This is a genomic window from Streptomyces inhibens (assembly GCF_003389455.1).
GTDB lineage: Bacteria > Actinomycetota > Actinomycetes > Streptomycetales > Streptomycetaceae > Streptomyces > Streptomyces inhibens.
In genome coordinates, this window is record NZ_QUAC01000185.1 from 57,624 (window position 1) to 81,851 (window position 24,228).

Here is a 24,228-nt window from a genome sequence, read left to right on the forward strand (position 1 = left end):
GTCTTGGCGTGGTCTGCCACCGGACTGCCGAGTGCCGCCGCGAGCCCGCGGCGGCCGGACGGTGTGGTGATCGAAAGGATGAATCGGAGAGTGTCAGCGTCGAACGGCGTGCGGAGCGTGAGAATCCGGCAAGCCTCACCGGGTCGTCCGGCTGACCGGCGCCGATGGCCGCGGTCGCGCCGGGCCGCGACCGTCATCGGCATCGCGGCCGTCGCGGTGGCCGCGGTGGCCGCGTTCCTGGTCGCCGACGGCGGCTCCGGCGCCGGCGGTCCGCGCCCGCTGACGACGGATGAGGCGAGCCGGCTGGCGATCACGCGATTCCGTAACTACCAAGCGCAGGGCCGCGCGGTGACGATCACCGTGCCGGGCACTGCCGGCGGGCTGACCGTCACCGGGTCCGTCGACTATCGGCATAAGGTCGGTTACGGCGTGGTGCACGGCACCGGGCGCGACAAGTCCAGCGACGGGCTGATCCAGTGGACGCCCACCTCGGTGCACGTCCGCCCGATGACGGACGCCCCGGCGCACGCACCCGCGTCGCCGCCCCGTTCGGGCTGGTACGACCGTCCGCTGCTGTCGTCCGGCAGCGCGCTGGACACCTCCCTGTCCATCGCGCTCGGTCTCGGCGGCGACCGGCCGGACAACGCCGAACTGCTGCCGCAGAACGGCGCCGCCTGGTGGGGGCGGGAGCAGGTGGACGGGCGCTGGGTGGACGTCATGACCGGACCGTCCTCCCCTGACCGCTCCGGTACGGCGGGCAACGTGCGCTACTGGATCGGCTCCGACAGCACCATGTACCGGGTCCGCGTCAGCGTGGGTTCGCAGCCGGAGCCGGTAGTCATCGATTTCGACACCCACAAGTACGTTCCGGTCAAGCCGGTACCCGGAACCACCCCGACCCGGTAGCCGCTGTTCAGGACGTCTGCACCCGCGCGTTCGCGGCGAGCAGGGACGCCGGCGGCAGCCGGATGCCCTCCGTCTTCGGCAGGGCCGGGACGGGCGGGACAGCGGTGGCGCCCGCGGTGGCGGCGTTGGGGAACTGCGGCTGCGGAGCAGGCGCCGCGACCTCGGTGAACGGGATGCCACCGGGTGCCGTCGGCGCCGCCCACGTGCCGGCCGGCGAGGACGACCCGGCCGGAAGCGGGCAGGCCGCAGTCGTCGTGAGCCGGGCGGGCACGGTGGTGCCCAGATCGTTGCCCCGCAGGCAGTTGCCCCGTCCCCGCGTGGCGGTGGGGAACGTCCAGCCGACGTCGACGCCGTTGCCGGTGAACGTGTTGTCCACGATCTGGTTGCCGACCGGAGGTAAGTCGGTGGTCGCGGTGATCACCAGCCCGGCGTTGCTGTTGTCGGCGATGCGGTTGCGGATGAACCGGTTGTCGCTGCCGCCGTCGATGCCGATGCCGGTGCCCCACCCGCCGTCGGCCTGCTCCGGGGTGGCCGTCTGCTGGTTGGCGGCGATCAGATTGCCCGCGATGACGGAGCCCTTCTGCGGGAGCAGTTTCTCCTGGTGGTCGGAGTTGGTGGTGAGTCCGACCCGGTTGCCGACCAGGCGGTTGCCGACCACGTACACGTCCTCGCTGGCGTTGGTGCCTTCGTAACCGACCGCGTTGAGTTCGGCGACGTTGTCCCGCACCACGATGTTGCAGGGCTTGCACTGGCCGACGTAGATCCCCGAGTCGGCGCCGCCCGACGCGTACGAGTGCTCGATGACACCGTTCTGGGCGGAGAACGCGTAGATGCCGTACAGACCGTTGCGGGTCGCAGTCACGTGGGAGACCAGGAACGACTTCAGGAAGGTGACGGGCTCGTCGCCGGTGTCGTAGCCGCCGCTTTGCCCCGGCAGGCCGGCGGCCGCCTTCGCCGAACCGGTGACCAGGACCCCGTTCTGCGTGTTGTTCTCCACGGTCAGGTTCTCCACGGCCACCCCGGGCGCCGAGACAACGACGCCGTTCGGCTGCTGCAACCGCCCGTCGATGACCACCTTGTCCCGGGACAAACCGCGAAGAGTGATGCGCGCCGTGTCGATCTTCACCGACTCGTGGTACACGCCCGGCGCGACCAGCACCAGGTCACCAGGGTGAGCAAGAGACACCGCATCCGAGATCGTCGGGGCATCGCCAGGCACCCGGATCGTCACATGCGCACCGCTCGGTCGCCGGCCTTTGCCCGATCCGCCATCGCCGCCGCAGCCGACCACAAGTGTCAGCGTGCCCAGTACCGCCGCCACCACGCGAAGAGCTAATCGAGGCATGATCCCAGTCTCGCATGATGCCCAATTCCACGCCAGGATCCCGAAGTTGGCCGGCATCCGTGATTCCGGTGTGGCACTCTGCACACCATGCACCGAGCCGATCACCACCCGTCGCGCCGCACATTTCTCGATGTCACCGGCGCGATGGTGGCCGCCGGTCTGACCGCCGGGTGCACATCGGACTCCGCCCAGCCAGGCCGGCACGCCCCTTCCACAGTGGCCACGCCCATGCCGGTTGTGGCGACGGGCCGCCATCAGGCAGGCATCACGCTCCCCCAGCCGGCCCAGCCCAACCTGCTCGCGGTGGTGGCCGACCTCGGTGCCACCGTCGCTCCCGGGCCGTTACTGGCCGAACTCGGCCAGGCCATCCGCACACTCACCACGGGGACCGACCCACGACTGCTGGGCCTGCCGCCGGGCGACCTCACCGTGACCGTCGGCGTGGGCCCCCGACTGGTGCGCACGGCCGGTGCCTCGCTGCCCGGCACGGCCGACCTCCCGCGATTCTCCCGAGAGCGGATCGCCCCACGGGCACGCGGCGGTGACCTGCTCATACAGATCTGCGCCAGCGACGCGCTGCTCTTACCGGTCGCAGCCGCCGCGCTCCTGGACCAGGCCGGTGACCGCATCCACGAACGCTGGCGGCAGTCCGCACGCCGCGGTACGAACTTGCCTCTCGGCAACGGCCTTACCGCGCCACGAAACCCACTCGGTTTCATCGACGGCATCGTGGGCCCGCACACGACCACCGAACAACAACGCAACCTGTGGCTGGCCGGACCCCCCGCGGTCGCCGGCGGCACCCTTGCCGTACTGCGGCGCATGGAACTCGACCTGCCGCGGTTCGCCGCCCTGTCCGTAGCCGAGCAGGAAGCGGTCTTCGGGCGGCTCCGGGCCACCGGCGTCCCCCTCTCCGGCGGCACCGTCGCCTCGAGCCCGGAACTCGGCGCCAAGACACCAGACGGACGCTATCTCGTCCCTGCGGACGCCCACGTGCGCAGGGCGAACCCCGCCGTGGTCGGCGCCGGCCTCATGCTCCGCCGCTCCTACAGCACCGACGAGCCCGCCCCCGGCCTGCTCTTCATCAGCTTCCAGAACGACCTGCGGACCTTCACCGCCACCCTCACCCACATGGACACCTCCGACGCACTGCTGCAATTCACCACCACAACCGCCAGCGCGACATTCCTGATCCTCCCCGGCTTCGACCGGCAGCACCCGCTCGGTTCCCAGCTGTTCGGCTGATCACGCCGTGCCCGCCGCCTCGGCCTGATCAGACGGCCGACCGGCAGCGGCTCAGACCAGAACAGAGCCGGGAGTCGGCTCCCCCGATTGTCAGAAATGGATGCCAAACGCCGACCACCGGCGATCACCGAGCTGACCGCCGAACATGCTCGAAGACGTGCTGACGATCTACCAGCTCGGCATCGACGAAGGCAACACCACCTTCGAGACCACCGCACCCACCTGGGAAGCGTTCGACGCAGCCGAACTCCTCAACCACCGACACATCGCGCTCGACACCGACGGGCGCATCCTCGGCTGGATAGCCGCCACGAAGGTCTCCGACCGCTGCGCGTACGCGGGCGTGGTGGAGCACTCCGACTACGTTCACCCCGAAGCCCGTCGACAGGGAGCCGGGGCCGCTCTCCTCAACGCACTGATCGCGTCCACCGAAGCGGCAGGGATCTGGACCATTCAGTCCGGCATCTTCCCCGAGAACACCGCCAGCCTCCGGCTCCACCAGCAGGCAGGCTTCCGCATCATCGGCACCCACGAACGCATCGGTCGCCACCATGGCGCCTGGCGCGACGTCGCCCTTATCGAACGTCGCAGCCCAACCATCACCTGACCAAGGCCGAAGTCGCCCCCCTGGCGCCCTGTGACTGAGTTCTTCAGATGGCCCGTGAGCGGTTGAGTTGGCCCGGCTGAGCATCAGAGGTGGCCCGCTGGGTAGCGGAGGCTGACCTCGAAGATCAATGCGGGAGCCTCACCCGCTGAGTGTGGCAGCGCGCCCATCACTGTGCGGTGCCTGTCTGCATCGCCCAGCGATGGGCTACTCCGAGGAGGCCGATCAGCTCTGGAGGACGGTACCTCTAGCCGCTCCCGCATCCGTTGTGGGCACTGTCCCCGACAGGACGGGCTCGTCGTTTCCTACGGCGTGGTGAGGTTCAGCTGGTACGTGGGCTCACCATCGACCCAGGTGTCGATCTGCCTGCCCCCGTCGTGACCATCGACGTGCAGGCGCAGAGTGAAGCGGTAGGTGCCAGGCCCCGCGTAGCGCAGCTCCTTTACATCCAACGGGACGCCGTTCTTGGACACGCTGCGTAGATTCGATGCGTTCACGTAGCACTCGGGGAGCTCGCTCCACGAAGAGAGCGGGTATGAGATGAAGCACCTCGCCGATGCCAGCCCATACTCCAACGTCTTACCGTCAGTGGACGCGCACAACTCAACCTTTGAGCTCATCTGCTTCAAACCATCATTCGTGCGGAAGTCCTCGATGGAACAGCGTTTCTCCGCCCCCGGCACCGGGGCCGCACCGGCCGTAGTGGCCGACGCCGATAGCGCAACGGCGACCAGCAACGAAGCGCCCAAGCACACGGAAAGAGACGACTTTCGGACCGACATGAGGGATCCTCTCGCGGAGTCGACACAAACGAAGGGCCTGGACACGCGCCACGACCGGCGGAAGGTCCGCCCCCGCGCGACAGCCTGCCCAGCCGCCCACCCTTGTGAAGGGCCGCCGCGACCGCGCGGCGGACGGGCAACGAGCGCCCGCAGGAACAACCTGTCCGCAGCCGCGTTTGACCTCACTCGAACACCACGCGACGGCCGGAAACCCACCAGGGCAGCGAAAAGATCGCCTCATCGCTTCCGTCCAGCACAAAAGCCAGGGGCCCGCCCAGCGGCCACCAGGCGTCACCCCCGTCCCGCGTTCCACCTGTCTGACGCCTTTTCCCTCGCAGCCAGCCCATCCGGAGGCAGCGGACCCCGGGCACCTGCACCGGAGTCACGGCTTATTCCCCATCGCTCACCCGAGTGATCACCCCCCCGATTTCAGCCACGACGTAGCCAACACCAGGCGAAGGCGGCGTCCCTGGCGGTGTCGGCCCCCGGCCGGACCAGGCACTGGGGCCGCTAACCCCACCGGCGAAGGCGGCGTCCCTGGCGGTGTCGGCCCCCGGCCGGACCAGGCACTGGGGCCGCTAACCCCACCATCGAGAGCACCCGAGACTCCACAGGCGAGCGCTGACACCGTCCTAAGCACCGAGGATCGGAAACAGCTTCTCACCCACGGCTGAACACGCACCGGCCAACTGCGACGCTCAGCCGGGCCAACTCAACCGCTCACGGGCCATCTGAGGAACTCAGTCACATACGGTGAGACTTAGCGCTTGAGTTGGCCCTTTTAGCGCTTGTGTTGGCCCATCTTAGTTGGACCGGCCGACCCGACCTGATCTTCCTGAGCGAGTCCGTCGACGGTCGGCCTCAGCTTGCAAGGGCCGTACGTGGGGCCTTCCGATTGCGTGCCCACTCTTCCCGCCAAGGCAGGCGCTAACCTGGGCGAATCACGCCCTTTCTGACGGTCTGCGCAGTACGCCCGGCACCCGCCCCAGCCTGTCGCGAGCCGAAAGCCCGGAGCCCAAGGCCATGAGCACACCATCAACGCCCACACCGTCCGCGCCGTCGTGGCCGTACTGCGGATACGGCGCTGGCCTCGCTACCGACCCCGTCGGCTGCCCCGGCATCCATGTCCCCGGCCACACCTCATGCCTCGCCCACCTGAACGACACCGACCGCGACGCCTACCTCGCCCCCCTGACCCCGGGCGCCGACATCGACCACCGCGCCACCCCCTTCACCGAACCCCTCCTCCGAGCTCTCCACGACCCCACCACTCAGGGCCCCCGCATGGGCGCCGCCGTGTTCGGCAGGGCGCAGTTCTCCGACACCGCCTCGTTCGACGGGGCGCAGTTCTCCGAAGCCGCCGTGTTCGGCAGGGCGCAGTTCTCCGACACCGCCCGGTTCGACGGGGCGCAGTTCTCCGGAGCCACCTCGTTCCGCAGCACTCAGTTCTCCGACACCACCCGGTTCGGCGGAGCCCAGTTCTCCAGCGACGGCTCGTTCAGCGGAGCGCAGTTCTCCGGCGACGGCTCGTTCGATGAAGCGCAGTTCTCCGGCGACACCCGGTTCGACCGGGTGCAGTTCGCCGGCAATGCCGAGTTCAGGGGAGCGCGGTTTGCGGTGATGTCGTCGTTTGGGCCGGCGGTGTGTGCGAAGACTGTGGACCTGTCCGATGCAGTGTTCGGCAAACGGGTGGCATTGGAGATCGCGGCGGGCTTCGTGCACTGCGAGAGGACCCAGTGGGAGTCCACGGCAGCCCTGCGCCTGCGGTACGCGGCAACGGACCTCGGCCACGCGGCGCTTTTCTACCCCATGGCGGTCAACGCTCACCCCGTCTCCTTCACCACCCGCTTCGGGCAAACCGTGGACGAGAGCCTGCTGGCAGGCTCCGATGACAGGGTGAGACTGGTCTCGGTCCAGGGGGTGGACGCTGCGCGCCTGGTCCTGACTGACACCGATCTGAGCGACTGCCTGTTCTCCGAGGCTTTCCACCTCGACCAGCTTCGTCTGGAAGGTCGCTGCACCTTCGCTCCCACCCCCACCGGCCTCCACCGCGTATGGCCCTACCGGTGGACCCGCCGCCGCACCCTGGCCGAAGAACACCACTGGCGCGCGCAAACAGCCGGGCAGCCCGCCCCGCCCCCGGGCCAGGCCCCCTCACCCCGTCACTGGCACACCGGACCCCACCACCCCGACCCCAGCCTCACACCTGACCCGGAGGACGTGGTCGTGCTGTACCGGCAGCTACGCAAAGCATTCGAGGACGGCAAGAACGAGCCCGGCGCCGCCGACTTCTACTACGGCGAAATGGAAATGCGCCGCCACGACCGCACCGGCACCCCTGCAAGCGAACGGGGCCTGCTGTGGGGATACTGGCTGCTGTCCGGCTACGGCCTGCGCGCTTCCCGCTCCATGGGCTGGCTAATGACCGCCATCGCCGCCACCATCGTGCTCATGATGGGGCTCGGCCTGCCCGACTCCTCACAAAGACAGGATGCCGGCGGCACCGGCTCGACCAGCGGCGGGCAGGTGACGCTGACCGTGGACGAACAGGACCCGCGGCTGACTCTGCCCATCCAGGACCGGTTCACAGCAGAGCGCTTCGACAAAGCCCTGCAGGTGGTGCTGAACTCCGTCGTGTTCCGCTCCAGCAGCCAGGACCTCACCACCTGGGGCACCTACACCGCGATGCTGAGCCGCCTCACCGAGCCCGTCCTGCTCGCCCTGGCCGTCCTTGCCGTGCGCAGCCGCATCAAACGCTGACACCCCGAGTTGTTCAGCAAACCGAACATCGTACGGTTGTTCCTTGCTCCGATGCTCCCCGAGCTTCGAATAGCGCAAGCTTGGAACACCAACGCTTCCCCAGTCGACTGCGGTGCGCTGCCCCCGGGTCTGTACGGTCACCGGACAGACCCGGTAGACGGGACGACGGCTACCCTGCAGGCCAACCCCAACGCTGCGACGGGCCAATTCAAGCGCTAAGGGGCCAACTCAAGCGCTAAGTCTCACGCCCCCCAAGTACAACGCTCAGAGCCCGCCAACTAAAGCGCTCACTCGCCAACTACAGCGCTCAGTCACACACATGTGACTGAGCGCTGTAGTTGGCCAGTTGAGCGCGCGGTCGACGTCGTCCGCGTCGAGGCGTCCCGCCAGGCCGGCCTTGCTCTTGCCGCGCAGCGGCATGCGCTGTCCGGGCTGGGCGAGGAGTAGAGCCGTTCATGCGAATCCTGGTGGCGTCTCTTGCCCTCATCGCGCGCCTCCGCGTATTCGAGGCGCAGAGGGAAGGTGAGCTGGTGCGGAACTCGATAGTGCTATCTGCCGCGACGTCAGGTTCGTCCGCCGGTACGCCGCGACCGGCAGGACCCGGTCCGCAGCAGCAGCCCCCAGGCTGTCCCGTGCGGACCGGGTCCGCATCGCCGTGCCGCAGTGCGGTGAGTGGCCACGGACCCGGACGTGCCCGAGGGATACACCACGACCGTGGAGGCCATCGGTGCCGTCGTCCACGTCCGGGTGCGGGACGCGACGGGCGAGCAGGCGGCCGCGGGTCAGTTGGCGGTCCTGGGGGAGGCCGCGGTGGTGGACCGGGTGGTGACCGCGGAGACCCATCGGCGGCGCGGGTTGGGCCACTTCGTGATGCGTACGCTCGCCGAGCGCGCCGCGGCCCAGGGGGCGGTGCTGGGCGTACTCGGCGCGACCGATGCCGGCCGGGCGCTGTACGAGACGCTGGGCTGGAAGAAGCACGCAACGCTGGCGGAGTGCATCTACCGGCCTTGACCGAGACGCGCCCGCGGCCCGCGGCTCGCAGCCCGCAGCCCGCAGCCCGCAGCCCGCAGCCCGCAGCCCGCAGGAGAAGGGTCCTCATCCCCCCTCAGGCATCACGACGGCACAGCGTGAAGTGGCCGCCGACGAGGGCGGCGGCCGTCCATGCCACCAGGATCATCAGCGCGCCCCAGGGGCCGTAGTCGTGGCCGAAGCGAGGGTCGTCCTGCGGGCCGCTGATGTGCATGAGCACCAGGCCGGCCTGGTCGGGGAGGTACTGCAGGACGCTCTTGAGCGCCGGGACGTTTCCGAGCCCCTGGGATCCCAGAAGGAGCAGCGGAAGAAGGATGCCCAGCGAAATCGCGGAGCTGCGCAGCATAGTGGCCACTCCCATGGAGAACACACAGATGAGCGTCAAGTAGACGCAGGCGCCGACGATCGCGGTCGGCACTCCGGCCGCGCCGATCGTGGTGCGGTACGGCCCGAGTGCCGTCTGCGCGACGACGAAGGTGACGATCACCGTGGCCACCGAGACGACGAGGGCCACCAGTGCGCCCGACAGCACCTTCCCAGCGAAGAACACACCACGTCGCGGCACCGCCGCCAGTGAGGTCCGGATCGTTCCCGAGGAGTACTCGGAACCGACCAGCAGCGTCCCGAACACCACAAGGCCGAGCTGTCCGATCGTCACGCTGTACAGCCCGGCGAAGACCGGGTCGAAGTTCACGGCATGGTCGATGTTGGCGCGGAGGCCCCGTGCGACCAGAGTGCCGAGACCGATGCTGAGGACGCAGGTCAGCGCCAGGGTCCAGGCCGTCGACCGCACGGTTCGGATCTTGATCCATTCGGACGCCAGGACCGCTGGTGAGAAGGCCGTGTTCGTCATCGCTGCCACTCCCCGCTCCGGTAGGCCACGGAATCGGACTCCCCGGTGAGCCGCATGAATGCCTCTTCGAGAGAGGCCGTCCGCCGTGTCACCTCGTGCACCGTCACCCCGTGGAGCGCGATCAGCTCGCCGATCCGCTCCACGCCGGCGCCGGTGGCCTCCAGGCTGCCGTCGGCGTCGGCGTCGGTCCTGATCCCGGCGTCGGAGAGCACCGCGCGCAGCCGTGCGGGCTCGGGAGTACGGACGCGTACGCAGGGCCGGGTGTGGCGGTCGACGAACTCGGCGATGCCGGAGTCCGCGAGCAGCCGTCCGCGGCCGATGACGATGAGGTGGTCCACGGTCAGTGCCGCCTCGCTCATCAGGTGGCTGGAGAACAGGATCGTCCGGCCCTCGGCCGCCAGGTGCTTCATGAGGCGGCGGATCCAGACGATGCCCTCCGGGTCGAGCCCGTTCACCGGCTCGTCGAGCAGCAGCACCGGCGGGTCGCCCAGCAGAGCGGCGGCGATGCCGAGCCGCTGGCTCATGCCGAGGGAGAACGTCCTCGCCCGTTTGTCGGCCGCGCTCCCCAGACCGGTCAGGTCGATGACCTCGCGGACCCGGCGCTCCGGGATCCGGTTGCTGCGGGCCAGCCAGCGCAGATGGGCACGGGCCGTGCGGTTGCCGTGCACGGACCTGGCGTCCAGCAAGGCGCCCACGGTGTTCAGCGGTTCGCGTAGTCGCCGGTAGGGCAGTCCGTGGATGCGGACGTCGCCGCTGGTCGGCCGGTCCAGGTCCAGCATCATGCGCATCGTGGTGGACTTGCCCGCGCCGTTCGGCCCGAGAAAGCCGGTCACGCGGCCCGGGCGCACCTGGAACGACAGCGTGTCGACGGCGGTNTCGGCCCGAGAAAGCCGGTCACGCGGCCCGGGCGCACCTGGAACGACAGCGTGTCGACGGCGGTTTTCCGCCCATAGCGTTTGGTCAGTTCGCGGACTTCGATCATGCCGGTGACTGTGCCGCGGGGCGGGGGCCGGGCACATCGGGCCCGGGTGGGAGCGGACCGGGTCCCCCCGCGGGTGGAGCGGCCCTGCGGATACGGCCCGCGGATCCGCCCGGAGGATGAGACGCAAGGACGGCCCGGGGGCGGAGGTGGCGCTGCGCCCGCTGCGGATACGGTCGTGCCGTGGACATACGTCGAACGGCTGCCGCGGAGGCCCAACAGACTTTCTTCGCCCGGCGGTTGAGCCGGCACGCGCTGATCGTGCTGGACTGCGCGGCCGTGCTCGCCTACATGGCCGTGCTGCTGTTGACAGGCTCGGCAGGCTCCGCGGGATCCGCGCCGCCGCCACAACCGCCGTCCGACGGCCCATCGCCGTGGGAGCAGTGGGAGCAACTGGCGCTGATGGCCACGGCCACCGTGCCGCTCGCCGTACGACGGATCTGGCCACTCCCGGTGTTCGGCGTCGTGACGGTCGTGACCGCGGTGGCGGTGGCCCGGGACGCGGTGTGGGACCCGCTTCTCCCGGCGGCCTTCGCGCTCTACGCGGTCGCGCTCACCAGCCCGCTGCGGCGCTGGTGGGAGCGGTGGCTGCCCTACCTCACGCTCGCGCTGCTCTGTGTGGCGGGCACCCTTGAGGTGGTCCGCGCCGGGCAGCCGTACTGGCGGACGGGCGGTCCCGGCCTGCTCCTGCTCGGCTTCGCGGCGCTGCTGGGGGCATGGGAGCTGGGCGGCGCGGTCCGGCAGCGGCGCGCCTACGCGGCCCGGGTGGCCGAGCACCTTGCGCAACGGGCCGTCGCCGAGGAGCGGCTGCGGATCGCGCGCGAGCTGCATGACGTGGTCACCCACAGCATGGGCCTGATCGCGGTCAAGGCGGGCGTCGCCAACCACGTGGTGCGCACCCGCCCCGAGGAGGCCCACGACGCGCTGCGCATCATCGAGAGCACCAGCCGAGACGCGCTCACCGACATGCGGCGGATGCTCGGTGTGCTGCGCTCCGACACGGATGGCGAACGCCTGCCACCGCCCGCGCGGGGACCCGTTCCGGGCCCCGGCAACCTGTCCGGACTCGCGGAGCGGGCAGGAGCCGAGCTGTCGGTGCGGGGCGTGGAAGGACTGCCGCACGGGGTGGGGCTCACCGTCTACCGGATCGTGCAGGAGGCACTCACCAATGTGATCAGACATGCCCCCATGGGAACGCCTTGCCGCGTCGCGGTCGAAGCGACCCGGCACGAGGTACGCATCGACGTGACGGACGCCGGAAGCCATGTGACGGACGGCAGAAGCCGTGCAAACGACGGAAGCCGCATGACGGACGCCGGAAGCCACCGCGCGGAGCCGGCGCCGCCCGGACCCGGCGGCCACGGCATCATCGGAATGCGGGAACGCGTCGCGATGTACGGCGGGACCTTCGACGCGGGACCGCGCCCGGAGGGCGGTTTCGCCGTGACCGCCACAGTGCCGTACGGGGAGGCCCGGTGAGCGGCGTGGACGCGCCGAGCCGCCCGACCACCGGTCCCGTCCGCGTCCTGCTCGCCGACGATCAGGTGCTGCTGCGCGGCAGCCTGCGTGTGCTGGTGGACGCCGAACCCGGACTGATGGTCACCGGAGAGGCGGCGACCGGTGCGGAAGCGGTGCGGCTGGCCCGTCAGGACCCGCCGGACGTGGTCCTGATGGACATCCGGATGCCCGACATGGACGGCATCGAGGCGACCCGGGAGATCTGCAGCTCACCCGAGACGGCGGAGGTGCGGGTGCTCGTCCTGACCATGTTCGACCTGGACGACTACGTCTACGCGGCGCTGCGGGCCGGCGCCAGCGGCTTCCTCCTCAAGGACACCCCGCCGGGTGAGCTGCTGGCCGGCCTCCGCATCATCGCCGCGGGCCAGGCACTGCTGGCCCCGGCCGTGACCCGGCGCCTGATCGCGGAGTTCGCCCGCCGCCCCGAACCGTCCCAGCCGCTCGCCCGCACGCTGAACGGGGTGACCGAGCGGGAGCAGGAGGTGCTCATGCTCATCGCCCGAGGGCTCACCAACACCGAGATCGCCGAGCGGCTCCACCTGGGCATGGCCACCGTGAAGACGCATGTGAGCCACCTGCTCACCAAGCTCGGCGCCCGCGATCGCGCACAGTTGGTGATCGTCGCCTACGAAACCGGCCTCGTCGAGGCGGCGCGGACGGGGCCCCGGGCTGATACCCCGCCATACCGGCGGCGCTGACCTGGCCGGCGCCGCGTCCACCTCTCACCTGCTCGCGATGCGCGCAACTTCCCTCAACTGGGCGGCATGTCAGCTCCGCAGCGATGAACAGGCGCTCCCGGGAAACCGGATACCGCGAACAAGCGCAGCGCACCGCCCGACCGCGCCCTCCCCGCGTCTCATCGGTGGTTCCCGGACGGCACCCGGCGCCAAGGCCGTCTGTACGGTCCGTCGCACGTCTGGCACACGGCCGTGTAGAGCGCGGCGGCCGGGCCCGTCTCCTCGGCAGGCTCAGCCGAGTACTCGGCCCGCGAGATCCTCGCCACCAACTGTGGCTGGGGGCAGGTGCATTCCTCCGTCGTACGGCAACGGCGGCCCTTGGTCCCGGACCGGGCCGGGGCAGGGGCCGAGGCAGGGGGGTCATCGATGAAGTGCGGAAACCCCACGAACGGACCCGCCACCCACGATGCGTCCCGCTCTCACAACACCGTCAGCCCCGAAGCCCAGTACGGCCCGAACAACGGCCCCTGGAGTCGACGACGGCTCCTCCGATGCACAGGCGATCAACCGACTGCGCGGTGACCTGCTGCCTCCGGAGTGGATCGCCGAGCGGCTGTCCACCTACGAGCGGCCCGCGCACGAACGAGAGGAGCTGCACAGCATCCTCACCCGAGAACACGTCCTTGTACTGCATGCCTCGGAAAGCGCCGGCCGCTACACCGCCGCCCTGGCCGCCCTGCACCGCGAGGTGGGCGACAACATCCGGCACGTGCGCCGCGAACCGGGTGAGGTCTTCGCCGCCGAAGGACTGGAAGGCCAGGGGGCCGGCTGGATCCTCGACCTGCGGGAAGAGGGCGACAGGCTCCCCTCCGGCGTCGGCCCAGCCCTGAGGGAAGACGCCCTGCCACCTCAAGCGTGCCGGCTCCTATCTCACTGTCCTCACCGACACCGCGGCCTGGCGACACGCCAGCAAAGGGACCAACGTCCTAGCCCACGCCTTGCCGCTCCCCGCACCGGAAGAGGTGTTACGCGCCCACCTGGAGAAGGCAACGCCGCCGGTGAAGGCAGCCCGCTGGCTCGATGACTCCGAGATCGCCGAAGGCATCGCAGGCATGCCACCAGCCGAGGTGGTCGAGTGGGCCCGCGCAATCTGCGAGGCCGAGTACCTCGACCCGGATGGGGATACGCCCTTCGAGGACCTGGTCGATGAGGTGGTCCAGGCTTCGGAGGACTGGCGCACCCGGCTGCTGGAGTGGCATACCGAGCACGAGGACAGCGACCACCGCAACTACCTGCTGGCCGCTGCGGTGCTGGATGGCGCCCCGGTAGAGACGATTTACGCGGCCGCCGAGACCCTTGCCGAAGCTCTGGGCGAGACTCCTGCGCCCCGCCCCGGTCAGCAAGGCTTGGGCGTGATCGCCCTGACTCATGCCATCAAGGCCGACCTGTCCGATGAGGACACCGTCTGTTTCCGCGGACCGGCTACGTCGAGGCCGTCGTCGACTACTTCTGGGCCGACCGCCCTCATCTCATTCAGCAGTTCACCCGCTGGACGGCCGACCAGACCAGCAACAAGGACCTGCCTGACGACGTAGCAAATCAGCTGGCCGGCAGGGTAACTGGTTGGGCGCTTAGGTACATGCGCGGCAAGCGAGCCACAGAGCTCTTGCGTGAAATCGCTGGTCAATGGGCCCAGCCCCTGCCCGAGCAGGCCCGCGACCTGCTCACCGTAGCCGCCCTGGACACCGGGACCGGCCGGCGGGCCCGCGATGCCTACCTCACATGGGCCCGGCGCAGTGACCAGGACATCCCGCCGCACCTGAAGGTGGCGCTGGCTCAGGCATGCGAACGCCTCGCCGACATCTACCCCACCATGATGCTGCTACGGCTGACCGAACTCGCCGCCCACACCGACCACGAGGACGTCACCAACGCGGTTGGGCAAGCACTGACCGTGCTGTGGGACCAGCCCAAGAATCGCAAGGACATCCAAGGCCAGCTCGCCGAATGGTCTCGTAGCCCGGAGAAGGGCCGCCGTACCGCCGCACACCACGCCTTTCTGCACCTCGCCGCGCGCACCACCGAGGTCGGGTGCCCCGTCCTCCTGGCCACAGCACACGAGGACATGCACCGGGCCTGGCAGGCAGCCCGCTGGCGCGGCCTGCTGATGGACCACGCCACACTGCCCCCGTCCCTCCTGCAACAGGCCCTCACCGCCTGGATGAACGCAGCCACATCCCTCCAGGACCTACAGGACCTACAGGACCTACAGGACCCGATCCTGACCATCCTCCAGCACGCCGTCTATGAGCCGCAGACCGACACCGTCTACGCCGCCGACCGCTAGTTGGCTCTCAACCATCTGCTCTTCGCTTGGGCACCTGCGCAATCGCTCCGCCCCCCCGTCCGAGCAGGAAGTGCAACGCGACCGGCTGCTCCTTGCCCTACACAACGCCGACCCCGCCATCCCTGCGCCCGGCCCCCATGCCCCGGAGGACCAGCGCGCGGTGGCACCGAAGGCACCACGGAAGCCTGGAGCCGTGCTGCACTCTGCCCAGCCAGCTCCCTGGCTACCACTTCGACGCTCACCTCACCGGCGCCTGGCAGCACCTGCCCGCCCGTCGCCCGCACGAGCATCCTCAAGCTGCGGCAGCGGACCACGCACTGACTGTGGCGCGAGATGTCGCTGGCGCAGTCCAGCTAAGCCAGGCTGCCCTCGCGGAAGCAAGAACCAACAGTCGCCTCGGCCAGCCCGTGGACCTGCCGCACGCCCCTGTCCGTCTCCTGTGGGCGCACATCCAGCTGACCGCCGACCCTCAGCAGGCCGCCCGCGCCGACAGTCTCCTGCGCGACCAGCACCAGGCCGACCAGCACGCCCACCAAGACCGCCACCGCCTCCAGCGCGCCAAAGACCTGCGCGATGCTCTGCTCTCCGATCCGTCGCTGGCCTTCGCCTACTGGTTCCTCGACCACCCTGAGGCCATCGACGAGGAGACCGTGCAACGCGTCGAGCACCTGATCACCGCCGCAGCCTCCTACGCCCCCAACACCACCTGGGTCCAGGTAGCACAAATCCTTCAGGAGTTCGTCCGCAACCTGCCCGACGACGCTCGCCAGCATCTGGTCACCAGCCTCGCCCATATCCTTGACCGAGACGGCCAGCCCGAACGCGCCCATCAGATACGCACCGCAGGACAAACGCCGCCACCCGAACCGTCCCCGGCTGCAGGACTGAACGACAGTTCCTGAATCGCGCTCGGCTGTGGGGCTGTCCGATGGTTCGCCTGGTGGCTCACCGGACGCGCCCTAGAACAGCGAACACGGGTCGGCGTGGCCGAGAGAGTTCAGGTTCGGGAGATCGATGACGGCGAGGGCCGACGACTGCTGCGGATCATCCGCAGCGGCAGCGGATCGGTGGTGACCTGACGGCGGGCCCAGATGGTGTTGCTGTCCGCGCAGGGCATGCCGGTGGCGGAGATCGCCGAGGCGACGTTCACCAGCGCGGACCGGGTGACCGGTGGCGGGTGCCCCCCGATCCGGCTGGACACCCCTTCTGTCTGACCAGAAGCCGACGGCCAGAACACCGTTCGTCCTGAGCCCGCGCGTCGGAACTTCACGCCGAGATTGCCCCGTGGGGTGCCCCTTTCCCTTCCGGTACACCGTGTGCCAGCACCAACTTGAGCAGGAGCACAACAGGAAGCCAGCTCAGACCGGCTGGGCCGGGAAGGAGCGGGGAGACCATCGCGCCGGTGACCACGACGGCCAGCGCAATCGGCCGCTGCAACCGCTCTGGTGCGGCTTCGACGACGATGGCTCCGATGAGGGCCCAGCCGTACCACAGCACTCCCCACCACCAGGTGCCGCCCGGGAAGAGGATCCCGGCGAGGATTGGCTGGATGTGGAGGCCGGTAAAACCGATCGGATGGTGCATAAAGCGGACGCTCCTCCGCTCGGTCGCAGGCAGCGGCGAGTGGTAGAAACTCTTGGCGGTGTCGAGCCCGTTGGCCACGACGCCCCCCACCAGGTCCCAGACCAACGCCAGTCCGAGGGCCCACTGCCACCAGGACCAGCCCACGTGGCCCCCGGCTAGGACCACTACCAGTGCACCGAGCACCGCCGTCGCGTGCGCCAGGAGCTTCTCGGTGGGGGTTGCACCGGTGCCGAACAGCCAGTCATGCCGGTTTGTGCCCATGGGTGCCTCCTTGCCAGCGTAACGCTGTTGGTGGTTAAGGGGGGTTGAGCCGAGGCTTGATGAGGCGAGTCGCTCCGGAGGGGCGCACTCCGGAGCCCGGGCTCACCACTCATCACACAGACGTCGCGTCATTGGACAGCTCGCGGTCCGCGGCCGCGGAGCCGTCCGGCCGCGCATCCGGTACGAGCTGCCGGACGCTGAGGATGGTGAGCAGAGCGATGGCACCGGCGACCGCCGGCACCGCGCCGGCACCGGCCGCCGAGAGGGCGAGCCCGCCCACCGCACCACCGATGGCCACGCCCAGGTACTGGGCGGAGAAGTGCAGGCCCAGAGCCTGGGACCGCTGCTGCGGCGCAAGGCCGGCGAGCCGGGTCTGCTGGCTGATGCCACCGGACCACCATGCCGCGCCGAGGGTGAACAGCAGCGGGAACGCAATGACCTTGGCAACGGCCGGTAGGTGCATGAACGTCGTGAGGGTGAGGACCGCGAGGAGCAGCGTCATCACGAGCAGGGCGGTGCGCAGGACCGTCGCGATCGGATGCTTGGCGAGCGCGGAGCCGATCAGCCGTCCCGCGAGGAATCCGCCCGCGCCGAAGACAATCATCAGTGCGGCCACGCCCTCGCTGCCGAGCCCGGTTGCCTTGTGCACCACGGGCGATAGGTAGGTGTAGACGGTGTACGCGGCCAGGAAGAGCCCCAGCGTGGTCAGCAGACCCCACCGGATCGGGCGCTGACGCAGGAGATTGAGCCGTCCGGCAGCCGAAGCCGTGGACGGGGGAATCTCGGGGAGCCCGGCCCACACGGCCGCCGCCGTGATCAGCGCGAGAAGGGTGACAAAGCCGAACGCCGCCCGCCAGCCGAACCCGGCGCCCACGATGGTGCCGATCGGAGCGCCGAGGGTGAGCGCAAGTGCGTTCCCCCCGGCCGTCACAGCGAACGCCCGTGGCAGGTCTTTTGGTGGACACAGGGCGGCGGCCGCCGCTGCCGCAGGAGCCGCGAAGAGCGCGGCCCCCATCGCGGCCAGCACGCGCGCACCGGCCAGAGCGGCGATGTCAGGCGCGACCGCGGCAATCAGATTGGCTGCGGCGAACCCCAACGCGGCGCCGATGAGCAGCCGTTTGGGCCGCACGTTCTGGAACAGCCCGATTAACAGCGGCCCGGCGAGTGCGTAGACCAGTGCGAATACGGTGACCATCTGCCCGCACACGGAGACCGATGTATGCAGGTCGTGCGCCACATCAGGGAGTACGCCGGCGATCACGTACCCCTCGGTTCCTACTGTGAACGTACCGAGAGCCAGGAGGTAGATCCTTGGGTTCATAGTCCAACAGTACAAGAATCATTGAACCTTTGTGAGGGGTGGCGCTCCGTCCGGGCAAGCCCAACTCGTCATATCCCGCGAGCCGTTGAAGGGGCCGCCCGCCCCTTGGCCATGGCACCCACCTTCCAGTGATGGGCCGCGACGGCAAAGGCGTCAATAATGGCGACCCGTACCCATCACCACACAACCTCGGTGCGAGGTTGAAGAAGGCCAACCACCATGCGAGACACCTTTCACGCCGAGCTGGCCAATGTCAGCCTTGCCGACGCGATGCACGGCCTGAGTGATCCGCTCAGACTCCGCATCGTCGAACTCCTCGCCAACCAGGGCGAAACGGAGTGCTCCGACATCTACAACACCCTGGACATCAGCAAGTCGAACGCCTCCCACCACTTCCGCGTTCTGCGGGAGTGCGGGATCCTCCTCCGGCTACACCGAGGCCAGAAACAGAGCGCCCGGCTGCGCGCCGACGAGTTCGAGGAACGATTCCCTGGACTGCTGCGCGCAGTGCTGGACAACATCAACTCCGCCTGAACAACCCGCCGCCCTCTCCCGGAACACCCCTCACACCCAGGCACGTTGTCAGTGGGGATCGTGAGGGGCGGCCGTCATGGCGTTGTTCGGTGACGCCAAAGGGGCCGGGCGGTACGCCCGAGCTGCTTGCCCCACAAGGGAGCCGGTCCTTCTGTAAGCCCAGACAGTCCGAGAACTATCAGAAAATCTCTGACTCAGGCCACTAGGGTCTGTTACGAAAGTGGATCTTGATCGGCGGTGATCACGATGTGGCGCGTGGAGATCTGACAGATGCTCAGTGGGTCCGGTGGGAACCGTTGTTGCCGAAGGGGAAGAAGCAGGGGCGGCCGCCGATAAGGACCAGGCGGCAGTTGACAGACGGCATACGGTGGCGGACCCGGGCGGGGACGCCATGGCGGGATGTACCCGAGCGGTACGGCCCGTGGGACCGGGCGTACGACGTGTTCCGCAGGTGGCGGCGTGACGGCACCTGGCATCACATCCTCGAGCAGCTGCAGTCCGATGCGGATGCGAAAGACCTGATCAGCTGGGATGTCAGTGTGGACTCCACCGTCTGCCGTGCTCATCAGCACGCAGCTGGCGCGCGTAAAAAGGGGACCTCCAGAAGGAGCCTTTGGGAGGTATCGCCGTCGAGCCGGCGGATCACGGACTCGGGCGTTCCCGGGGCGGCCTGACCACGAAAGTCCACCTCGCCACCGCGCAGGGCCGCAAACCACTGTCTGTGCTCATCACGGCAGGCCACCGGCATGACAGCCCGTACTTTCAGCCCGTGCTCGAGAAAATCAGGGTCCGCCGTCCGGGACCGGGCCGTCCCCGCCCCCGGCCCGACAAGGTCCGCGGCGACAAAGCCTACGGTTCCCCAGCCAACCGGCCTACCTCCGCAGACGCGGCATCATCTGCACCATTCCAGCGAAGGCCGACCAGATCCGCAACCGCAAGAAGCTCGGCTCCCGAGGCGGCCGTCCACCGGCATTCGACAAGGACGACTACAAGCAGCGGCACGCGGTCGAATGCGGCATCAACCGCCCCAAGAGGCACCGGGCAGTGGCCACCAGGTACGACAAACTCGCCGTCCGCTACGAAGCAACCGTCCTCGTCGCAGCCATCAACGAATGGCTCTGACCAGCACTTTCGCAACAGACCCTAGGCGACCTTGGGGCCGCAGCGCATGCCGATGTAAACGCAGGCCGTGCCGTCCTCCAGGGTGGAGAAGACCACGGGCATGTAGTCCTCGCTGAACGCCGCGCCCACCCCGGTCCCCGCGAAGACCGTCTCCGTCACCGGTACCAGGTCTATTTCCAGGGGCTCGGAGAAGTCCTTCATACCGTCGACGAACTCGTACACCGCGTGGCCCGCACCGTCCCGCTCGGTCACGGTGATGACCACGCCCTCGCGCCGGTACGTGCCCACGAACGGCGCGAAGTCGACCACGGGCGGCTGGGCCGGCGGAGCGAAGGGCTCCGGCATCGTCACCCCGGCCAACTCGGCGAGGAGTTCCCGGTAGAGCGCCGCGTACACCTCACGCGCACCGCCGCCGTTGGTGAGCAGCGCGACCGCGACGCCCGCCGAGGGCACGACGCGCAGGTAGCCGTACTGCCCGATGGAGGCACCGTCGTGGCCGTAGCCCTGGACGCCGTGCCAGTCGTACAGGGTCCAGCCGAGGCCCCAGCCGTCCGAGCTGACCGTCCACTTGTCGGGGCAGTCGACCTCGCGCCGCTGCATCAGCGCGACCGTCTCCTCGGAGAGCACGCGCGTACCGTCCTCCGCCACGCCGCCGGCGAGGTGCATCCGTGCGAGCCGTGCGAGGTCCCCGGCCGTGGCGATGACCCTGCCGTACGGGCCCGCCGAGCGCGGCATCAGGTCCCAGGACGGCGCCGGGTCCGGGTCCTGGCCCGGCTCGCCCAGGTGACTCATCGCCGCGCGGAAGCGCAGGGCCTCCTCGGGCAGCGTCATGGTGTGGGTGAGGCCGAGCGGGGTGAGGAGCAGGTCCTTCAGCGCCTCGTCCCAGACCTTGCCGGTCACCACCTCGATGATGCGGCCGAGCACGTTGTACCCGATGCCGCTGTACGAGATCGCCTCGCCGGGCGGGCAGTCGAGCGCCACGTCCTTCGCGGCCTCGACGTACTTGGCGAGGCAGTCGTCGCCGCGCCCGCTGTCGTAGGTGAAGTCGCAGGTGAGACCGCTTGTGTGGCTGAGCAGTTGGCGTGTGGTGATCGCTCTGGTCGCCTCGGGGTCGGCGACCGAGAACTCCGGCAGCACGTCCACGACCGGCGCGTCCAGGTCCAGTTGGCCCGATTCGACGAGCCGCATGATCAGGGTGGCGGTGTAGATCTTGGCGATCGAGCCCATCTGGTAGACCGAGTCGGTCGTCGCCGTCACGCCCGTCCCGCGGTGCAGCACGCCACTGGCCAACTCGTGGACGGTCCCGTCCACGAGGACCGCGAGCGATGCGCCCGGAACGTGGTGCTTGGCGCGCAGCGCGTCGAGCCGGGCCTGCCAGTGGGCGAGGTCCAGCTTGCGGCCCGTCGAGTCCCTGGTCCCCCAGTCGCCCTCGGCGTTCCAGTTGCCCTGCGCGTCCCAGCTCACGTTCTTCGACATGTCAGCCCCCATCTGTTGCGTACGACGTTCTCTCGATGTGAACACTGTACGCATGGCGTAACGCTGTACGCAAGGTGCGTACAGCGTGCGCTAAGTAGTGGGGACGATGGACGTGGGACGAGCAGAGACGAGAGCCGCATGCCAGCCGACGAGAAGCCGACCGCCTCGGTGTGGACCCGGCCGCGCCCTCGGCAGCGGGAACACCTGACCCGCGAGCAGATCGTCGCCGAAGCGATCCGCCTGCTGGACGCGGAGGGCGTCGAGGAGCTCAGCATGCGCAAGCTCGGCACCCGCCTGGGTACGGCGGCCACCTCCCTGTACCGGCACGTGGCCAACAAGGGCGAACTGATCGAGCTGGTCGTGGACGACGTCTACGGCGAACCGGACGTACCTACCGCCGTCGACGGGACCCGGTGGCGCGCGGCCGTCACCCGCACCGCCACCGAACTGCGGGCGATGCCCCTGCACCACCCATGGATCGCCCCCGAACTGGGCCAGGTCGGCCTCGTCCACATCGACCCGAACGCCATGCCGATGTCGTCGACGCTGCTCGCGCAGTTCGAGGCGGCGGGCTCCCCCACGGACGAGATGAACCAGACCATGGGCACACTCATGGCGTACGTCATCGGGATCGCGACCGCCGAGGCCGCGTGCCTCTCACTGATCGCCCGCAGCGGCACGACCGAGCAGGAGTGGGTGGCGGGCCTGCGACCGGCCTTCGACGAGGCCACGCAGGAGCACCCGCGGCTGCGCTCGGGAAGCTCCGCCCAGCAGGACGTGCACCCGCAGCGGATCCGCGATGACAACTTCGCGTACGGGCTCGACCGCGTCCTCGATGGCCTGGCGGCCCGTCTCACGCCCTAGTTGCGGTTGCAGTATTAGCGCTTCACTTGGCGGATGAGTGCTTGACTTGGCGGGCGCTGCGGGACCGGGTCTCCGTCGCGGCGTGCGGCGTCGCCGAGCGCCGCGTCCAGCGCCGTACCGCCCAGACAAGGGTTCCGAGCACGAAGCCGTACACGGCGACGAGGCCGTGGCCGTTGTCCTGCGCGCACCACATCAGCAGCCCGAGCGTCGGGACGCCAACCGCGAGAGCCTGCTCCTTCTTGATCCGGGTGCGCGTCAGGAGGGCCGCGGCCAGGGTCGCCCCGAGAAAGTAGGTGGCGCCGGAACTGCCCGCGAAGTTGCGGGGGTCGGCACTGGAGCCGCCGCCCAGGCCGAGCAGGGCGTCGATCCGCTCCGGCAGGAGGATGCCGGCGACGAAGAGGAGCACCGTCAGCGGACCGCCGGAAAGCCACTGCGCGAGCGCCGCAACGAAAGCGAGGGTGGCGATGTTCCACAGCGCGCCGGCGACGCCGCCGTTCTGCATGAAGACCGAGGTGACCACCCGCCACCAGCCGGTCTTGGTGGGGTCGTCGTCGAGTGCGGCCATCGCCCCCGCCCAGCACAGCTGGAGGACGACACCGGCCACCGCCAGCACGGTCAGGCCGACCGCGACCCACGGGACGGGCCGCCCCCGCAGCGAGTCGCGCCCCACCGCGCCGAGCCCACTATTGATCATCATCACCATCAACGCAGCCGTGGTCGCGTTGAACAGCAGTCCGCCCATGTCCCCCGAGCCTTCCAACAGTGTTCGAAATCGGTCAGCCGTGACGCTAGCACAGCTTTTCCAACACTGTTTGAAAAGTTGCTACGGTGGCCCCATGAAGCTCACCAAGGAGCGAATCGTCGACGCCGGCATGGCCACGTTCGCCGAAACCGGATACCACGGCCTGTCCATGCGCCAAGTGGCCGAGCGGCTCGGCGCCCACGCGGGCAGCCTCTACTACCACGTGCACAGCAAGGACGAACTGCTCGCGCTGATGGCCGACCGCGTCTGCCGGCATGCGTACGACGCAGGCAGCACTGCTCTGGCCGCGCTTCCGCCCGAGGCGACATGGCGGGAAGAGATCGAGGTTCAAGCCGCTGAACTGCGCCGGAGCATCCAGCAGCACCCGGGCGGCGCACTCCTGCTGGCCGACAGCCCCGGGGCTCTGAGCACCGGCGGCCTGTCCCTGATGGAGCGCCTCCTCAAGACTCTTCTCGACGCCGGCGTCCCCGTCGAGCACAGCGGGATCGCGGCCGACACCCTCCTCAGCCACGTCACGGGCTTCGTCCTCCAGGAGCAGACCGAGCCCCAGACACCGACCGTCACCGCGGAGACCTACGCCGCCCTGCGCGCGCGCTTCCCCCTCGTCATGGAGCAGATGCCCCGACTGGGCCAGAACGAGAAGTTCCAGCGAAGCATCAAGCTCCTGTGCACAGCATTCGAGACCCTCATGAAGAACGATGACAGTCGCGCCTGAGGAGCAGAAAATCTCGCAGCCCGCCTGGCCGCTACCCTGCCCGCCAACTCCGGTCTTTCCGCTGATTCGAGGATCGTCGACGCACTCCACGTGATGCGTCACCGAGAAAGGGCCGATTACTCGCATCCAACTCGACGCTGCCACTGTCCCGTCTCAGCCGACCTGGCCCCAATCTCAGATGATCTGGTCCGATTCGCCCGCCGTCTCAGGCGATCTGGTCCGTGTGATTGCTGTGCGGTGCAGTCGGAGAGGAGTCCGAGGCTGCAGCCGATCAGGGCGACCCGTAGCGGTCCAGCCCGGGCAACGCTCGCCTGGCGCATCAGCGCCGGGGGCTGCCCGGGCCTCGCGGTGACAACCGTGTCCGCTGCCGAGCGTGCCGAAGAAGGCGCGGACATCGGTGACGAACTCCTCTGGCTGCTCCAGCGCGAGGAAGTTGCCGCCACGCTCCAGTTCGCTCCAGTAAGAACTCCTAACGCAATGACTTCAGGCGCCGCCAGCAGATGAGTGCGCATCCCAGGGTGAGAAAGGCTTCGTGGATGTCGT

At 69.1% G+C, this 24,228-nt stretch carries 22 protein-coding genes and 3 pseudogenes; 16 read left to right on the forward strand and 9 right to left on the reverse strand.

Annotated elements, in window-relative coordinates; all coding sequences use genetic code 11:
- The first annotated feature begins 225 nt into the window (after positions 1–225).
- Entirely contained in the window at positions 226–906 is a 681-nt protein-coding gene (locus DY245_RS23295; protein WP_128509201.1) for a hypothetical protein, read from the forward strand.
- Positions 907–913: 7 nt separating this feature from the next.
- Here DY245_RS23295 and DY245_RS23300 read toward each other — a convergent pair whose 3' ends face one another.
- Complete coding sequence (locus DY245_RS23300; RefSeq protein ID WP_128509202.1) at positions 914–2,125, reverse strand: right-handed parallel beta-helix repeat-containing protein; 1,212 nt, start codon at positions 2,123–2,125, stop codon at positions 914–916.
- 213 nt (positions 2,126–2,338) lie between these two features.
- On the opposite strand from DY245_RS23300, the gene DY245_RS23305 reads away from it, so the two are divergent.
- Positions 2,339–3,496: a Dyp-type peroxidase gene (locus tag DY245_RS23305; protein WP_128509184.1), complete on the forward strand. Its 1,158-nt coding sequence runs from the start codon at positions 2,339–2,341 to the stop codon at positions 3,494–3,496.
- Positions 3,497–3,592: 96 nt separating this feature from the next.
- A pseudogene (locus DY245_RS23310) lies at positions 3,593–4,103 on the forward strand (GNAT family N-acetyltransferase).
- Positions 4,104–4,405: 302 nt separating this feature from the next.
- On the opposite strand, the gene DY245_RS44595 reads toward DY245_RS23310, so the two are convergent.
- Entirely contained in the window at positions 4,406–4,597 is a 192-nt protein-coding gene (locus DY245_RS44595) for a hypothetical protein (protein ID WP_128509185.1), read from the reverse strand.
- A 1,308-nt stretch (positions 4,598–5,905) separates the two neighbouring features.
- On the opposite strand from DY245_RS44595, the gene DY245_RS23320 reads away from it, so the two are divergent.
- From DY245_RS23320 to DY245_RS23325, 3 genes are all read left to right on the forward strand, one after another.
- Complete coding sequence (locus DY245_RS23320; protein ID WP_128509186.1) at positions 5,906–7,642, forward strand: pentapeptide repeat-containing protein; 1,737 nt, start codon at positions 5,906–5,908, stop codon at positions 7,640–7,642.
- 321 nt (positions 7,643–7,963) lie between these two features.
- On the forward strand, positions 7,964–8,089 hold the full coding sequence (locus DY245_RS47585; protein ID WP_280524996.1) for a hypothetical protein: 126 nt from the start codon (positions 7,964–7,966) through the stop codon (positions 8,087–8,089).
- A 243-nt stretch (positions 8,090–8,332) separates the two neighbouring features.
- Entirely contained in the window at positions 8,333–8,653 is a 321-nt protein-coding gene (locus tag DY245_RS23325) for a GNAT family N-acetyltransferase (RefSeq protein WP_342354209.1), read from the forward strand.
- Positions 8,654–8,747: 94 nt separating this feature from the next.
- Here the strand turns inward: DY245_RS23325 and DY245_RS23330 are convergent, their stop codons facing one another.
- Together DY245_RS23330 and DY245_RS23335 are read right to left on the reverse strand one after the other, a co-directional pair.
- Positions 8,748–9,524, reverse strand: coding sequence for an ABC transporter permease (locus DY245_RS23330; RefSeq protein WP_128509188.1), 777 nt, complete (start codon positions 9,522–9,524; stop codon positions 8,748–8,750).
- A partial coding sequence (locus DY245_RS23335; protein ID WP_128509203.1) for an ABC transporter ATP-binding protein occupies positions 9,521–10,399 on the reverse strand: 879 nt, incomplete at its 5' end. The genes DY245_RS23335 and DY245_RS23330, both read right to left, overlap by 4 nt.
- Before the next feature lie 287 nt (positions 10,400–10,686).
- Between DY245_RS23335 and DY245_RS23340 the strand changes: the two genes are divergently transcribed.
- Positions 10,687–11,982 carry a sensor histidine kinase gene (locus DY245_RS23340; RefSeq protein ID WP_244943209.1) on the forward strand — a complete coding sequence of 432 codons (1,296 nt, stop codon included), beginning with the start codon at positions 10,687–10,689 and terminating at the stop codon, positions 11,980–11,982.
- Positions 11,979–12,719: a response regulator gene (locus DY245_RS23345; RefSeq protein WP_244943210.1), complete on the forward strand. Its 741-nt coding sequence runs from the start codon at positions 11,979–11,981 to the stop codon at positions 12,717–12,719. The genes DY245_RS23340 and DY245_RS23345 overlap by 4 nt, the downstream gene beginning before the upstream one ends.
- A 469-nt stretch (positions 12,720–13,188) precedes the next feature.
- On the opposite strand, the gene DY245_RS23350 is transcribed toward DY245_RS23345, so the two are convergent.
- On the reverse strand, positions 13,189–13,611 hold the full coding sequence (locus DY245_RS23350; RefSeq protein WP_128509189.1) for a hypothetical protein: 423 nt from the start codon (positions 13,609–13,611) through the stop codon (positions 13,189–13,191).
- An 85-nt stretch (positions 13,612–13,696) separates the two neighbouring features.
- Here DY245_RS23350 and DY245_RS23355 point away from each other — a divergent pair, with 85 nt between their 5' ends.
- The 4 genes and pseudogenes from DY245_RS23355 to DY245_RS47900 form a co-directional block, all read left to right on the forward strand.
- A complete protein-coding gene (locus DY245_RS23355) occupies positions 13,697–14,293 on the forward strand; it encodes a hypothetical protein (RefSeq protein ID WP_128509190.1) in 597 nt (198 codons plus the stop codon).
- Between the two features lie 71 nt (positions 14,294–14,364).
- Entirely contained in the window at positions 14,365–15,045 is a 681-nt protein-coding gene (locus DY245_RS23360; protein WP_128509191.1) for a hypothetical protein, read from the forward strand.
- Between the two features lie 407 nt (positions 15,046–15,452).
- Positions 15,453–15,947: a hypothetical protein gene (locus DY245_RS23365; protein ID WP_128509192.1), complete on the forward strand. Its 495-nt coding sequence runs from the start codon at positions 15,453–15,455 to the stop codon at positions 15,945–15,947.
- Positions 15,948–16,028: 81 nt separating this feature from the next.
- A pseudogene (locus DY245_RS47900) lies at positions 16,029–16,211 on the forward strand (IS630 family transposase); the annotation flags it as partial.
- A 100-nt stretch (positions 16,212–16,311) separates the two neighbouring features.
- Here the strand turns inward: DY245_RS47900 and DY245_RS23375 are convergent.
- Together DY245_RS23375 and DY245_RS23380 are read right to left on the reverse strand one after the other, a co-directional pair.
- The gene (locus DY245_RS23375; protein WP_128509193.1) at positions 16,312–16,890 is read right to left on the reverse strand and encodes a hypothetical protein; all 579 of its coding nucleotides are present in this window, start codon (positions 16,888–16,890) and stop codon (positions 16,312–16,314) included.
- Positions 16,891–17,002: 112 nt separating this feature from the next.
- Positions 17,003–18,211, reverse strand: a complete 1,209-nt coding sequence (locus tag DY245_RS23380; protein ID WP_128509194.1) for an MFS transporter — start codon at positions 18,209–18,211, stop codon at positions 17,003–17,005.
- A 219-nt stretch (positions 18,212–18,430) separates the two neighbouring features.
- Here DY245_RS23380 and DY245_RS23385 point away from each other — a divergent pair, with 219 nt between their 5' ends.
- Complete coding sequence (locus tag DY245_RS23385) at positions 18,431–18,745, forward strand: ArsR/SmtB family transcription factor (RefSeq protein ID WP_128509195.1); 315 nt, start codon at positions 18,431–18,433, stop codon at positions 18,743–18,745.
- A 248-nt stretch (positions 18,746–18,993) separates the two neighbouring features.
- A pseudogene (locus DY245_RS23390) lies at positions 18,994–19,867 on the forward strand (IS5 family transposase).
- A 21-nt stretch (positions 19,868–19,888) separates the two neighbouring features.
- Here the strand turns inward: DY245_RS23390 and DY245_RS23395 are convergent.
- Positions 19,889–21,343: a serine hydrolase domain-containing protein gene (locus tag DY245_RS23395; protein WP_128509196.1), complete on the reverse strand. Its 1,455-nt coding sequence runs from the start codon at positions 21,341–21,343 to the stop codon at positions 19,889–19,891.
- Between the two features lie 138 nt (positions 21,344–21,481).
- On the opposite strand from DY245_RS23395, the gene DY245_RS23400 reads away from it, so the two are divergent.
- Complete coding sequence (locus DY245_RS23400) at positions 21,482–22,207, forward strand: TetR/AcrR family transcriptional regulator (RefSeq protein WP_128509197.1); 726 nt, start codon at positions 21,482–21,484, stop codon at positions 22,205–22,207.
- A gap of 22 nt (positions 22,208–22,229) precedes the next feature.
- On the opposite strand, the gene DY245_RS23405 is transcribed toward DY245_RS23400, so the two are convergent.
- A complete protein-coding gene (locus DY245_RS23405; protein ID WP_181923827.1) occupies positions 22,230–22,949 on the reverse strand; it encodes a hypothetical protein in 720 nt (239 codons plus the stop codon).
- Between the two features lie 94 nt (positions 22,950–23,043).
- Between DY245_RS23405 and DY245_RS23410 the strand changes: the two genes are divergently transcribed.
- Positions 23,044–23,685, forward strand: coding sequence for a TetR/AcrR family transcriptional regulator (locus DY245_RS23410; RefSeq protein WP_128509198.1), 642 nt, complete (start codon positions 23,044–23,046; stop codon positions 23,683–23,685).
- Positions 23,686–24,228: the final 543 nt, after the last annotated feature.